9 protein-coding genes are annotated in these 15,450 nt (G+C 43.3%); 4 read left to right on the forward strand and 5 right to left on the reverse strand.

The window, feature by feature from the left end:
* Positions 1 to 205: 205 nt before the first annotated feature.
* Positions 206 to 430 (forward strand): helix-turn-helix domain-containing protein, encoded by a 225-nt coding sequence (locus IQ259_RS13560; protein ID WP_193885517.1) that lies wholly within the window; start codon positions 206 to 208, stop codon positions 428 to 430.
* On the forward strand, positions 423 to 1,304 hold the full coding sequence (locus tag IQ259_RS13565) for a hypothetical protein (protein ID WP_193885519.1): 882 nt from the start codon (positions 423 to 425) through the stop codon (positions 1,302 to 1,304). The genes IQ259_RS13560 and IQ259_RS13565 overlap by 8 nt, the downstream gene beginning before the upstream one ends.
* Positions 1,305 to 1,309: 5 nt before the next feature.
* Here IQ259_RS13565 and IQ259_RS13570 read toward each other — a convergent pair whose 3' ends face one another.
* Positions 1,310 to 2,182, reverse strand: a complete 873-nt coding sequence (locus IQ259_RS13570) for a site-specific DNA-methyltransferase (protein WP_193885602.1) — start codon at positions 2,180 to 2,182, stop codon at positions 1,310 to 1,312.
* A 682-nt stretch (positions 2,183 to 2,864) separates the two neighbouring features.
* Here IQ259_RS13570 and IQ259_RS13575 point away from each other — a divergent pair.
* The gene (locus IQ259_RS13575; RefSeq protein WP_193885521.1) at positions 2,865 to 4,895 is read left to right on the forward strand and encodes a family 10 glycosylhydrolase; all 2,031 of its coding nucleotides are present in this window, start codon (positions 2,865 to 2,867) and stop codon (positions 4,893 to 4,895) included.
* Between the two features lie 174 nt (positions 4,896 to 5,069).
* On the opposite strand, the gene IQ259_RS13580 is transcribed toward IQ259_RS13575, so the two are convergent.
* From IQ259_RS13580 to IQ259_RS13595, 4 genes are all read right to left on the reverse strand, one after another.
* Positions 5,070 to 9,599 carry an S-layer family protein gene (locus IQ259_RS13580; RefSeq protein WP_193885523.1) on the reverse strand — a complete coding sequence of 1,510 codons (4,530 nt, stop codon included), beginning with the start codon at positions 9,597 to 9,599 and terminating at the stop codon, positions 5,070 to 5,072.
* Between the two features lie 73 nt (positions 9,600 to 9,672).
* Entirely contained in the window at positions 9,673 to 10,761 is a 1,089-nt protein-coding gene (locus tag IQ259_RS13585) for a TIGR03032 family protein (protein WP_193885525.1), read from the reverse strand.
* Positions 10,762 to 11,247: 486 nt separating this feature from the next.
* Complete coding sequence (locus IQ259_RS13590) at positions 11,248 to 12,693, reverse strand: MlaD family protein (protein WP_193885527.1); 1,446 nt, start codon at positions 12,691 to 12,693, stop codon at positions 11,248 to 11,250.
* A 17-nt stretch (positions 12,694 to 12,710) separates the two neighbouring features.
* Entirely contained in the window at positions 12,711 to 13,493 is a 783-nt protein-coding gene (locus tag IQ259_RS13595; protein WP_193885529.1) for an ABC transporter ATP-binding protein, read from the reverse strand.
* Between the two features lie 21 nt (positions 13,494 to 13,514).
* Between IQ259_RS13595 and IQ259_RS13600 the strand changes: the two genes are divergently transcribed.
* Positions 13,515 to 15,116, forward strand: a complete 1,602-nt coding sequence (locus IQ259_RS13600; RefSeq protein WP_228014526.1) for an NAD(P)/FAD-dependent oxidoreductase — start codon at positions 13,515 to 13,517, stop codon at positions 15,114 to 15,116.
* Positions 15,117 to 15,450: the final 334 nt, after the last annotated feature.

Genomic DNA, 15,450 nt, shown 5'->3' on the forward strand with positions numbered 1-15,450 from the left:
CTAATTCACATTTGTTACTGGGATTCAATCATTTAATTGCAGCCATGAATCAATTTAAACCCTTTTATGCTTCTGGATGATTTAGCTCCTGAACTACTTGCTTATTCCGGAAAGTGACAGAAGAGGGCTAAGAGGTTGTGATATTACCTAATTGGTACTTAAAGTCCGTGGACTTAAAAGCCTCTTATCATTTTTACTTATTTATATGGCAGCATCTAACGAAAAAGATATTAGAAAAAAATTTGGCGAACGTTTACGTTACCTCCGAAATACTCGTGAACTTTCTCAGGAAGATTTAGCGCATTTATGCGATTTGGATAGAAGCTACATAGGAGGTGTCGAACGTGGAGAGAGAAATGTGAGTCTTCTAAATATCAAGAAAATTGCAGATGCTTTGTGCATTTCACCTAGAGAGTTTTTTGATGAGTAGTATTCCAGAGAACATACGCCTCAAGGAATTAGTAATAGTTACTAACTTAAATAAACCTTTTTTTGATGATTTTACCAGCTTCTTGCAAATAGAAGGGTATGCTGAACTTTATGAATTTGTTATTGAGCAAAACGCATCCAAGGCAAAAAAAACTATCCAGAAATATTTAGAGCGCAAGGTTCCTAATAACCTGAAGTTATATGATGGGATAGCTCGTCCATACCCTGAAGACAAAGCTAAATGGCTTTTATTAGGATGGATTTTTAGAGATGCTCCTGAACAGAGATTAAAAGGATTTTTAAATAATTTCAGTGGAAAACAAAATGAACGTAAAGCTGATTTACTCAATCAAGTTAGACAATATGTTGCCACAATTTTGCATGAGCGTGAAAGATGGGATTGGCTACCAATTTCTGAAGTGATGATTGATCGTTTAGAAGGAAGTCGCCGTTCAATAAAAGGAAACCTGTTTGAGGAAATTGTTCGGCGCAACCTCAAGGAAATATTTGAAATAAATAACATTCAACTTTCGATTGAAAAAACCCAAATTAAAGTTGATGGTGAAACTTATGACATTAAAGTCAGTGGCTGTAAAGGTAATATTCTTATCCCAGTTAAAACTCGTGAAACGATAGGCGGTGGTCATGCTCTTTTATTCACAAGAGATATCCACAAAGCCATAACAGTAGCGAATAAGTCTGGCTATAAATGTATACCAGTTATTATTGCTGAATCTTGGACAGCTGATTTAACTGCATTAGACTGTCAAGAATTTATCTATATTAATAAAAATCCAAATCAAATTAATGAGGTTGAACCTTTACTAGTTCAAGAATTAAAAAATTTGATAGAAGTTTTTCGCTCTCTCATCTAAACCTACTAAGTCGGAAAAATTCTTTTCATAGCCATTTCACAGTAATCCTTATTCAACTCAATACCAATAAACTTGCGTCCTTTGGCAAGAGATACTACTCCTGTAGTTCCAGAACCAAAGAAAGGGTCGAGAACTAGTGAACCTTCGGGACAACCAGCTAAAATACACGGTTCTATCAACTTTTCTGGAAAGACCGCGAAATGTGATTCTCTAAATTTAGAAAGAGGTATTTCCCAAACAGTTCTCTTATTTCTTCCTTTAGGATGAAATGCTTGATCCCAGCGACCACTATGTAAGTTTCCATTACCAGAATTTTTCCCCTGTTCTGGTGTTCCTCCCTGCTTTCCCAGATGGTTCCTTCCCCCTTTCATTTTACTTTTTTCGGAAAAAGTTACATGTGGCTCACGGATAGAATCTGCGTCGTAATAGTACTTTGAGCTTTTAGCAAATAGAAATATATATTCATGATCGGTAGTTGGACGATTTTTTACAGAAGATGGCATAGCATTTGGCTTGTACCAAATAATATCAGACCGTAACATCCATCCTCTTTCTTTCAGGGAAAGTGCTAATCTCCAAGGCAGCCCAGCAAGATTTCCCTCTATATACTTATCACCTATATTCAGCCAAAGCGTACCATCATCTTTTAAAACTCTCTTGACTTCATCAAAAATATCAATAAGACGGTTTAAGTACTCTTCTATTGTTGGCTCTGTTCCAACTTGATTATCTGCAAAATAATCGCGTTGTCCATAATATGGAGGACTGGTAACTACTGCTTGAATGATTGAGTCTGGTAATTTTTTGAGAACTTCTAAAGCTTCTCCATTTAAGATAAAATTAGCTTGGTTAAAATCAACTTCATCAATATCCTTCATATCTATTATTAGCTTTTTATCTAACCCCACAAATAAAGGAAGATTGCTGGTAATAGAATCTAAAGAGATAGTCATACTTTTAAAAATTCTGTACTTATAGTCATCATATATTGTTATTGCAGTATATGCAACCTTAGAGTTTTCAGTTGATAATCAAATATAAAAATATCTGTTTCTTTACTCATTTTGCCAAATTGCTTTCTCATTTTGGTAGATTTAGTCAGCAAAAAGGCATATTGCTTACTCAAAATGCCTGATCGCTTTCTCATTTCAGTAGATCACGCAGGTAAAAAGGCATATTGCTTACTCAAAATGCCTGATCGCTTTCTCATTTCAGTAGATCACGCAAGCAAAAAGGCATATTGCTTACTCATTTTGCCAAATTGCTTTCTCATTTCAGTAGATCACGCAAGCAAAAAGGCATATTGCTTACTCATTAGGTTTAAATGCGTTCTTCTTACCGTAATTCACACACTCGTGATCAGTATTCTTGTATAGCAAAAGCCATTGCAGATGTACCAAAATTCTTTTAGATTGCTCAATACGGAAGTTTTTTTTCACAGAATTGACGATCGCCGCAGTCTAGAGATAGATTACCAAATATAAAAATTTATACGAAAGTTTGGTAGCGATCGCGATCGTGTTGCTACAATCCAGCCAAGCAAACTAGTGGCAATCCACAATGGTCTCTACTACTGCACGCTTCTCAGATACTCAAAACCATTGGGCGCGTCCATTTATTGAAGCCTTAGCAGGGCGGCGTATTTTAAATGGCTATCCCAACGGGACTTTTCGCCCAGATAACTCAGTTACGCGTGCTGAGTTTGCAGCTATAGTTGCAGCTGTTTTTACCATACCAGGGAAGCGCCAATACACCCCTTTTGTTGATGTTCCGGTAAATCATTGGGCAGCAAATGGCATTCAAAAGGCTTACGAAACAGGATTTTTAATTGGCTACCCTGATAAATACTTCCGCCCGAATAATCGCATTGCTAGGGGTGATGTTTTAGTTTCTTTAGTCAATGGTTTGGATATTGCAGCGAAAAACCAACCTGACTTATTAAATCAACTACCACAAATCTATCAAGACGCGGCCAACATTCCTGGTTATGCCAGAAATCAATTGGCGCTGGCGACTAGTGCCGGATTTGTAACTAGTTTCCCTAATATTAAGTTACTTAACTACACTACGGCGGCTACTCGCGCGGATGTAGCAGTTATGGTTTATCAAGCGTTGGTGTATCTGGGTAACGCCCAAAAGATTGCTTCTGTTTACCTTGTAACACCACCAACAACAACACCCATACCCACAACCCCAGTACCTAGTACTGTGAAAGTTAGCCATACACGAGAGTTTCGGGGGGCTTGGGTAGTTTCAGTATGGAATAGTGATTGGCCTTCCAAAGCAGGGCTACCAGTTGCTCAACAACAATCAGAATTGGTAGAAATTGTCAACCAATTGCAAGCATTGAATTTTAACGCCTTAATTTTGCAAGTACGTCCAGAAGGCGATGCTTTATATGCTTCGGAATTAGAACCTTGGAGTGCTTGGATTACAGGAACTCAAGGGAGAGCGCCAGAACCATTTTATGACCCTTTAGAGTTTGCGATCGCTGAATGTCACAAGCGTAATATAGAAATTCATGCTTGGTTTAACCCCTATCGCGCCAAAACTAGCACCAAGGGTTCACCAAATGTTCGCCCCCACATAGCAATCACTCATCCAGAAGTCGTTTATCAATGGGGTAATCAGCTATGGATGGACCCAGGATCAAAAATTGTTCAAGATAGAGCATACAACGTTATTCTTGATGTTGTGCGGCGCTATGACTTAGACGGTATTCACTTAGATGATTATTTTTATCCCTATCCCATCCAAGGTCAAGTTTTCCCCGATAGCAAAACCTACGCAGCTTACAGAGCCACAGGTGGTTTGTTGACTTTAGATGATTGGCGACGCGAAAATGTCAATCAAATGGTGTTGCGCCTCTGGAACGGCATTAAGGCTGCAAAACCTCATGTAAAATTTGGTATTAGTCCCTTTGGTATTTACCGCCCCGGACAACCAGCCGGAATTACTGGTTTAGATGCCTACAGTGTGTTGTATGCTGACTCTCGGAAATGGTTAGAGCAAGGCTGGATTGATTATTTAGCCCCACAACTCTATTGGCGCATCGAGCAAACCAAACAAAGTTATCCTGCACTGCTGAAATGGTGGACAGACGTTAATTCTCAGCAGCGGCACATCTACACCGGTAATAATCTGGGACAACTGGATGGTAAGGCTTGGAAAGACGATGAGATTGATAAACAAGTGAAAATTTCCCGCAACCTAGCCGGAAACTTATCACTAGGGAATATTTTCTTTAGTATGAGTGCTATCAATCAAAATCGGCGAGGTATTGCTGACCAGTTTAAAAATTCCCTTTATTCCAGACCTGCATTAGTACCTACTATACCGTGGCAGAATGCAGCCTCAGCATCCCCACCCAAAGCCCTACAATTCAAAGATGGTAAACTCAACTGGCAACCAGGAGATAATCAGCCTGTACGGTCTTGGACACTTTATCGGCAAACTGGCGATAATTGGACACTTCAGCGTGTCTTGTCGGCTGGTACAACCTTCACCACTGTTCAAGCTGGAACCTATGCTGTATGTGCAGTTGATAGGTTAGCGAATGAGAGTTTGGGTGTAGTTATCTCAGTAAATTGACTGAAACTCCATACAAAGCAGTAGAGACGCAACACGTTGCGTCTCTACCAATACAAATGATTTTTAAGCAATTAAAGTGAATTCTGTCAGCAAACACCATATTTGCATAGTCTTTGGCGATCGCTTACCAGAAAAACAAATCTGCTTACAGAACTGAGGTCTACTCGTACTCAGTTAGATGATAGTGAAATCAGCGACAGTCAACGTCGTGGTATTAACCCCCGTCAGCGTTGCCAAGATTTCACTAGTAGAAGTTACCAGAATGTTGTCACCAGAAAAACTCAGTTGACCAAAACTCAGACCATCAGACAGTCCGATTAAGTCAGTACCCTTGCGGAAATCGGTAATAATATCAGTGCCTTGTTGGGAAGCAAAGACAAATGTATCTTTACCAAGACCACCAGTGAGGGTATCGTTAGCATCACCACCAAACAACAGGTCATCACCCGTACCACCTATAAGGATGTCGTCACCATCACCACCGAACAGGGTATCGTTACCATTACCACCGGAGATAGTGTCGTTACCCGCACCGCCCGTGATGGTGTCGTTGTTATTACCACCGGAAATGGTATCGTCACCTTCATCGCCAAAAATAGTATCGTTACCATTGCCACCGGAGATAGTGTCGTTACCCGCACCGCCTGTGATAGTGTCTTTGCCATTACCGCCTGAGATAGTGTCATCCCCTGCGGTGCCAGAGAGGGTATTGTTTTGGTTAGTGCCAGTGATGTTAGCACCAACTGCGATCGCCACAGTAGTAGTACTAGTTAGACTGCGATCGCTGATAGTGTAGTTAAAGTTAGCATTGCCAGTGAAGTCGGTAGTTGGGGTAAAGACAATAAAATCATCCGCCGAGTTATCCTGAGTGCCATTATCATTCAGCACCACAGTACCATTGGTTGCATCACTCACCCCAGTAATGCTGAAACTGCTGCTGTCGATGTCGCTATCATTAGCCAGCAACGTACTGACTGGGATAGTTACAGCAGTATTAAAGGCAGTAGTCAGATTATCATTAACTGCAACGGGTGCATCATTAACTGGCTGAACATTCAGGTTAAAAGTAACCGTAACGCTGCCGCCATTGCGATCGCTAACAATAAAGGCGAAGTCGTCAGCGCCATTAAAATCAGGATTGGGGGTGTAGATGAAATAATCGTCGCTGGGGTTGTCTGGAGTCCCGTTATCGTTGAAAGTCAGTGTGCCGTTAGTTGGGTTAGTGAAGCTACTAATGCTTAAAGTATCGCCATCAATGTCTTGATATCTACGCAAGATATTGCTGGCAAGGATATTAACGGCACTATCTTCGTTAGTGGTAGTGGTAACCGCATTTGCAAAACCAAATACCACGTAGCTTTCCCCTGCAAAAGACTGACCGTTGGGGTCAGATCTATCTGCCCCAATAATCAGGTCATCAATGCCGTCGCCGTTGATGTCCCCTGCACTGCTGACGGAGATGCCTGAACTGTCATATTGATCAACGCCGTTAATCACAAAGCCGTTACTGCCATTCAGGAACGACAAGTTGAGACTAGCTCCAAATCCACTGCTACTGCCAAACACCACATAGCTCTCCCCTGCAAAAGACTGACCGTTGGGGTCGGCACCTTTTGCCCCGATAATCAAGTCGTCAATGCCGTCGCCGTTGATGTCCCCTGCACTGCTGACGGAGATGCCTGAGTAGTCATCCGCATTAATGCCGTTAATTACAAAGCCGTTACTGCCATCCAGGGACGACAAGTTGAGACTGGCTTCAAACCCACTGCTACTGCCAAATACCACGTAGCTCTCCCCTGCACTACTTCGACCATTAGGGTCGGCATATCTTGCCCCAATAATCAGGTCATCAATGCCGTCGCCGTTGATGTCCCCTGCACTGCTGACGGAGATGCCTGAACTGTCATATTGATCAACGCCGTTAATCACAAAGCCGTTACTGCCATCTAAGGATGAGAGGTTGAGACTAGTTCCAAACCCACTGCTACTGCCAAACACTACGTAGCTCTCCCCTGCATCATACTGACCGTTGGGGTCGGCAAAAAATGCTCCGATAATCAGGTCATCAATGCCGTCGCCGTTGATGTCCCCCGCACTGCTGACAGAAGTACCTGATCTGTCACCCGCATTAATGCCGTTAATTACAAAGCCGTTACTGCCATCCAGGGACGACAAGTTGAGACTGGCTTCAAACCCACTGCTACTGCCAAATACCACGTAGCTCTCCCCTGCACTACTTCGACCATTGGGGTCGGCACCTTTTGCCCCGATAATCAAGTCGTCAATGCCGTCGCCGTTAATGTCCCCTGCACTGCTGACGGAGATGCCTGATCTGTCACCCGCATCAACGCCGTTAATCACAAAGCCGTTGCTGCCATCCAAGTCAGAGAGGTTGAGACTAGTTCCAAACCCACTGCTACTGCCAAACACTACGTAGCTCTCCCCTGCATCATACTGACCGTTGGGGTCGGCAAGAAATGCTCCGATAATCAGGTCATCAATGCCATCACCGTTGATGTCCCCCGCACTGCTGACAGAGTAGCCAGAGGAGTCAAACTCATCAATGCCGTTAATCACAAAGCCGTTGCTGCCATTCAGGGAAGACAGGTTAAAACTGACTTCAAACCCACTGCTACTACCAAATACCACGTAGCTCTCCCCTGCATCATACTGACCGTTGGGGTCGGCACCTCTTGCGCCGATAATCAGGTCATCGATGCCGTCACCGTTGATGTCCCCCGCACTGCTGACGGAGTAGCCAGAGGAGTCAAACTCATCAATGCCGTTAATCACAAAGCCGTTGCTGCCGTTGAGTTCAGATAGGTTAAAAACTGAAGCAGGCTTGGGTGCATCATTCACACCATTAATAGTCACTGTAACGGTGGCTATGCTATTCAGCCTACCATCACTGACATTGTAGGTAAAGCTGTCAGTGGCTGTTTCACCGACAGCCAAATTTTCAAATTGAGCATTGGGATCGTAGGTGAAAGTGCCATCAGCATTGAGGGTGAGTAAGGCACCGGAACTCAGAATAATGGGAGTGCCAACAGTGATTCCTGTACCGTTGACAAGGGTCACCCTTAAGGGGTCACTCTCAGGGTCGCTGTCGTTAGCTAAAACCGAAATATTAACAGCAGTATCTTCATTCGTAGTAGCCGCATCATTAACTGCAACTGGAGGTTGACTGAGTGTAGCAAAGCCAAACACCACATAGCTCTGCCCTGCAAAAATCTGACCGTTAGGGGAGGCACTGTATGCCCCGATAATCAGGTCGTCAATGCCGTCACCGTTGATGTCCCCTGCACTGCTGACGGAGTAGCCAGAGAAGTCTTCTAAATTAATGCCGTTAATCACAAAGCCGTTACTGCCATCCAAGTCAGAGAGGTTGAGACTAGTTCCAAACCCACTGCTACTGCCAAACACCACGTAGCTTGCCCCTGCATCTGCCCCTACATCATACTGACCGTTGGGGTCGGCGGCAAATGCTCCGATAATCAGGTCGTCAATGCCGTCGCCGTTGATGTCCCCTGCACTGCTGACGGAGATGCCTGATCTGTCACCCGCATCAACGCCGTTAATCACAAATCCGTTGCTGCCATCCAAGTCAGAGAGGTTGAGACTAGTTCCAAACCCACTGCTACTGCCAAACACTACGTAGCTCTCCCCTGCATCATACTGACCGTTGGGGTCGGCAAGAAATGCTCCGATAATCAGGTCATCAATGCCATCACCGTTAATATCCCCCGCACTGCTGACAGATCTGCCTGAGTAGTCATCTGGATTAATGCCGTTAATCACAAAGCCGTTGCTGCCATCCAAGTCAGAGAGGTTGAGACTAGTTCCAAACCCACTGCTACTGCCAAACACTACGTAGCTTGCCCCTGCAAAAGACTGACTGTTGAGGTCGGCACCAAATGCTCCGATAATCAGGTCGTCAATGCCGTCGCCGTTGATGTCCCCTGCACTGCTGACGGAGCCGCCTGATCTGTCACCCGCATCAATGCCGTTAATCACAAATCCGTTGCTGCCATCCAAGTCAGAGAGGTTGAGACTAGAACTGAAGCCACTGGTACTGCCAAACACTACGTAGCTCTCCCCTGCACGATCCTGACCGTTGGGATCGGCACCAAATGCCCCGATAATCAGGTCATCAATGCCATCACCGTTAATATCCCCTGCATTGCTGACGGAGATGCCTGAGGAGTCACCCTCATCAATGCCGTTAATCACAAAGCCGTTGCTGCCATTTAAGGATGAGACGTTGAGACTAGAACTGAAGCCACTGGTACTGCCAAACACTACGTAGCTTGCCCCTGCAAAAGACTGACTGTTGGGGTCGGCACCAAATGCTCCGATAATCAGGTCGTCAATGCCATCGCCGTTGATGTCGCCTGCACTGCTGACAGAGGAGTTCCCAGAGCCATAAGCATCATAACCGTTAATCACAAAGCCGTTACTACCATCCAGAGATGAGAGGTTGAGACTGGCTCCAAACGCACTACCACTGCCAAACACCACATAGCTTGGCCCTGCATAAAATTGATCAGTATTCCTTGCCCTTATAATCAGGTCGTCAAAGCCGTCGCCATTGATGTCCCCCGCGCTGCTGACGGATCTGCCTAAGCGGTCAAACTCATCAATGCCGTTAATTACAAAGCCGTTGATACCATCCAGGGACGACAAGTTAAAAACTGAATTTACCATTGTTGTCGATTCTCCAAGTTGTTTTTGCTTGTGTTTTTGTCTAGTCAAAAGATGTAAAATTTCACATTTGTACTCATCCGACAGTTACCATCCGCCGAATTTCATCACTCTTAAAGCCGATCGCCATTGGACGACGCACCCCCGCTAGTGCCACCACGTCGTATAATTCCAGTACCACCCCCTCCATTCGCAGCGAATGCACAATATCTCCACTCCGCAGGTCAATCACCAGCAACCCACACCGCGGTTCGACGTTTTTTTGTTGCAATTTTTCGTCTAAAGGCAACCCACTAAAAGTCTTGTTGTGTCTGGGTTGGGAAATTCCTACGATCGCAAAGTCACCATGAAATGTACAACCGCGCAGATATCCCGGACAAAATGCCACTGCTTCAAACACACCTCGTTCTAAATCAGCAAAGCCAAATTCTCCTGTGCCAGAGTTAAGTAACCACAGTTTGTCTTTATACCACCGAGGCGAATGAGGCATTGACAGCCCCTTCAGGATGATTTCATTACTCTCGACATCAATGACGCAACCACCATCAGCCCGTTTGTCCCGCCATCCCTCCGCTGCATCCGACTGACTAACAGCAGTGACATATCTAGGTTGACCATCGCGCAGTGCCAACCCGTTCATGTGACACCTGTCTTCTGCTGCCAGTTTACTAATAAACGGTGGTTGCCACAGGGGAATGAAACTGTGAGTTTGACTGACAGTAGCTAAACAGCTAAATAGGGTATTGACAAATATCAAATTCTCTGAAATACCACGACTGTGAATTTTGTCGCCCTGGAATGGGGAATGACTCAGGACGATATCATGGATGTCTAAATCTCCTGTCACATAACCTACTTGGGGTAAATAGACAGCATCATAGTTGTCGTGAACTTGTCCCGGTTCGAGGGTGTTTTCAAAGCGCCACAGTTGATATAGGGAACTCATATACAAGCTCCTACCTTGGGCATACAAACCCATGCAGCGTTCAAATGTGCGCTCAAATACTGATAATCGCCCGTTTGCTTGCAAGCCGATGAAAAATAGTTTACCTGCTTGATAAGTTGTGAATGCCAGACTGAGATTCTGCTCGAATAGCCAGGGGGTAAACTGCCGTGAGGCATTCATCTCTAAGCTATTAGAAGCAGCTACCGGATTTTGATTCATTTTTTATATCAGGGAGGGAACTGAAAGATGATACTAGTGTTGGCTCTTCCTTTTTCCCTCTTTGAGTATCACTTAAACAAAGTCAGGCAAACTTCTTTACCTAATCTTGAAAATATAACCTCATATAAAATCTCATACATTGAAAGATATTTATAACCTTGAGTTTAATCTTTGCGGAGATGTATTTTGTTTGCTTATAAAAAACACAACATTTTATTACATTTCGTTTTTTATTAACCAAGAAGAAATTTTTGCTTGTAACGTAAATAATTTTGTGATACTAATTTGTGCTGATAATCAATAAGTTAATTTTATATTTAAGCTGAGTCTATTTTTGCTCAAGCAATAATCAAGTTCATAAAAGCTTAATGTAAATCTATTAACTGTGTTAAATCTGCGCGAGTTTGACGGATTGAAAAAGGTGCAAAAAAAGCTGAGACTGGAATTAAAAGAAAAAATCAATGGTGTCTCAGCTATATGGATTTTTTACGGCTTCGGCTCTGACTCTCGTTGCAGATTATGCTCTCGTAACTGCTGCAATAACTTTTCTTGGGACGAATTAAGAGTCAATGAATTAGTAGGTTGAGTCTCTTTTTCTATACCTTTGACAACAGTATTTGAGGGATTAATAGTAGTTGTCTGTTCGATTGAAGCTGGTGCTGGAAATAGCACACCTGGTTTATTAGCTGCTAGTTTCATGGCATCTAAAGTAGTGGCAAACTGCACTTGCTGCTGCATTTGTTGTGTAGAAGAGACTAAGCCACTCAAACCGTTGACCAATTGCAGAAGATTTTTTCTAAAAGTTGGATCACCTGTCAACTCATCTAAATCAGATGTAATTTTTTGGGTATTTTCAAAAGTGACTCTGGCTGAGTCTAAGGTTTGTTGTAGCAGTAAGACATTTTTGGGGTCATTTAAAGTTTGCGTTGCATCGCGTAAATTAGCAGAAGCTTGGGCTGCATTAGCTGAAAGTGTTTCTAAATTTTTGATTGCTTCTCCTTGGGTTAGGCGATTAAGCGACGGCGATAGACTGCTGACTGTCACACGTAATTGATTGCTGGTTTCGGTAATATTATTCAGAGCGCCAACTAACGACGAACGATTAGTAGTTACCAAATCATCTAAGTTTGTCAGCAAACGATTTGCTTTATTAGCTGTTAATCCAAATTCCTTAGCTGTCTCACCAAATTGACTAGCAGTTACGCCTAACTGATTGGCTGTTTTACTAGTAGATGCAGTCAGTTCAGTAGTGGCTCGTTGTACAGAATTGGCTGTTGCAGCAAACGTGCCTATTTGTCCTTGGAAGCCTTTAGTTAAACCCCTGGCATCTTGACTGAGTGCTGCAACGCTAGTAGCTGCGGCGGCGGAACTTTCCAGCAGTCTGTTAACTCTTTGATAGAATTTTGGGTCGTTATATAAAGTAGCCAATTCAGTGCTACTACGAATCAGATCATCAACACTAATACCAATTTGACCTTTCAAGCGAGAACCGTTACAAACAATCAGGCTGGGATTGCAGCCTTTATCTAAAGGTTTAGCCTTTACTCCAGTGACAAGTGATGTTTGTGGTGTAATGTCTATAATACTTTCGCTAATTAATCCACTTTGGTTAGCGTCAACTCTGACATCATGAGGAATTATTAGGTCGGCTGGAGTGATTTCAATTTCTACATCTATAGCATTTGACTTTGGCTGAATATTAGAGATTTTGCCTACTTTTACGCCACGATAACGGACTGATGCACCTTTTTGCATCCCACCGGCGTTAGCAAATTCGACAATAAACTTATAGGATCTACTTCCAGCACTAACCCCATTCAACCACAGAACGATCGCCGCAAATGAAAATATTCCTAGCAAGATTAACAACCCCACTGAACCTTCTCTGAGGGTTCGTCTAGATGTGAAGCGGTTTGTGATCAATTCTCGCATTTGTTTTCTCCACCCACCTAACCAACAACCTGAATTGGCCCTTGCACATTCCCACTCATAAATTGTCTAATTAATGGGTGGTCTGTGCTATCCATGTCACTAACTGTACCTTGCCACTGCACTCTACCTTGATAGAGGAACACTAGTCTATCAGCTGTCCGACGAATCGTACTATCTTGATGGGTAACAATGGCATAAGTGCTACAAACTCCGTGCATATTTTGTAAATCGCGAATCAAGTCTTCAATTACTGTCGAAGCAATTGGGTCTAGTCCGGCTGTTGGTTCATCGTATAGTAGAACTTCTGGCCCTTCTTTAGGATTTTCTGGGTTAGACATAATCGCACGGGCAAAACTCACCCGTTTACGCATCCCTCCAGAAAGTTCGGAGGGGTAAAGTTGACTAATTCCAGCCAAACCAACCATTTCTAATTTTTCTTTGACTAGTTCTCGAATGTGCGATCGCGGTAACTTGGAATTTTGGTACAGTAAAAATCCTACGTTCTCTTCTACACTCAAAGAATCAAACAACGCCGCTTGCTGAAATACCATACCAATACCAACTGGGTCAGCACCATCTTCTATCAACCCATGTCGTCGTACTCCTTGGACATATATTTCTCCTTCGTCAGGGTTCGTTAACCCTGCCATCACTCTTAAAATTGTCGATTTACCAGTACCGGAAGGGCCGATAATTCCTAGTGCTTCTCCTCGGTAAATTGTCAAATCTACATTATCTAAAACCTTATTGCTACCAAAGGACTTAGAAACGCCTTTCAGTTCAATTAGTGGTTCAGTCATTAGTGAATAGTCAATAGAATTATGAACTCAGCACTCAGCAACGCCAGTCCTCTCGAACCGGGAAACCCGCCCACGCGGCTGGCTCCTCAGCACTCTCAAAATGATGTCATAGTTATCGGTAGCGGTATTGGCGGGTTATGCGCTGCGGCGTTACTTGCTCGTTATGGCAAGCGGGTAATTGTGTGTGAAAGCCATACAATTGCCGGAGGCGCAGCTCATAGCTTTAAACGACGAGGATTTGAATTTGATTCTGGCCCCTCTTTTTATTGTGGACTGACGGGAACCCATAGTCTGAATCCTGTAAAACAAGTTCTAGATGTTCTAGGGGAATCCCTTAAAGTTATACCTTATGATCCCTTAGGACACTACCATTTTCCTGAAGCCAGTTTTGCAATCTACAGCAATTTTCAAAGATACCATCATGAAATACAAAAAATTACACCCCAAGGAGCCAAAGAACTCCAGGATTTTGCAGAACGTTTGTTAGGGTTGTATGCGGTAATGAAAGGCATACCCACATTAGCTTTACGGGCTGATTGGCAGGTAATTTTAGTGTTACTGAATTATTTGCGATCGCCTACGGCGGGGCGCAGCCCATCGCTCGGTAAAATGTTACTATACTTGCCTTTGCTTCAGTCTTCTGTAGGGAATGTCATGGATGCTACAGTAAAAGACCCTTGGGTACGACGAATTATAGATTTAGAATGTTTTCTGCTTTCTGGCTTAAAGGCACACGGCACAATTGCCCCAGAAGTAGCTTTTATGTTAGGTGAACGTGGGCGCGGGGTTGAGTATCCCATAGGGGGTAGCGCCGCAATTGTCAATGCTTTGGTGCGTGGTTTAGAACGTTGGGGTGGCGAGTTACGCTTAGGCTGTCACGTTGAACAAATTCTTGTGGAATCTGGTAAGGCTGTGGGTGTAAGGTTAAAAAATGGGGAAATCCTGAAAGCACCGATTGTGATTTCTAACGCCACCATTTGGGATACTTACAATCAACTACTGCGTCCTGAAGATTTACCTGCAACTTACCGTCAAACTGCGCTGCATACACCCGCCATTGATAGCTTTATCCATTTACATTTAGGCATTCGAGCAGAAGGCTTAGAAAACTTAACGGGACATCATGTAGTAGTTCACGACTCTCAGCAAGATATCACCACACCCGGTAATACTTGCATGATTTCGATTCCTAGTGTGTGGGATGCAACTCTTGCACCAGAAGGACATCATGCAGTTCATGCTTACACCCTTGAGCCTTTTGCTGGTTGGGAACGAAATGATAGTTATGAACAGAAGAAAAAAGAGAAAGCCCAAACTTTATATCGTGCCTTAGAGCGAATTATCCCCGATATTAGAGAACGTGTAGTCTTAGAACTTATCGGGACACCGCTAACTCATGCTCATTATTTACGCCGTTATCAGGGAACCTATGGCGCTGCTATTGCTGCGGGGAAGGGGATGTTTCCGAGTACACACACGCCAATTGCAGGTTTGTATCGTGTAGGTGATAGCACTATGCCAGGAATTGGTGTGCCAGCTGTCGCCGCTTCTGGTATTTTATGTGCAAATAGTTTAGTAGAGCGATCGCAAACAGCAGAGTTATTAAAAAATTTGCAGATTTAATTTTATATTTGACAAATTCCTTTGAGAACCTGTAGCAATTCCATTGTCCACATAGATTCCATAAAATTTAACAATGGCAGAAGTTGATAAACTGGCGGATTGCCTGGTTAATAATTCGTTGTATGTATTTTTACTGTTTTTTCATAACATATTTTTGTTTTAGTTTCAAAGGAATTATTGCAGTTAGCCGTTAACGAGTACCTGCTAAACTAATGATATCCACAAGATATGCTTTGGATAACTAGTAAAAACTCGCTCTGTCTAGTTGTTAATGTCAACAGTAGCATCCAGACAAGACATTAATTCTCAAAATAAATTTAAATGTTTACGCCGC

Source organism: Fortiea sp. LEGE XX443 (genome assembly GCF_015206815.1).
Taxonomy (GTDB): Bacteria; Cyanobacteriota; Cyanobacteriia; order Cyanobacteriales; family Nostocaceae; genus Nostoc_B.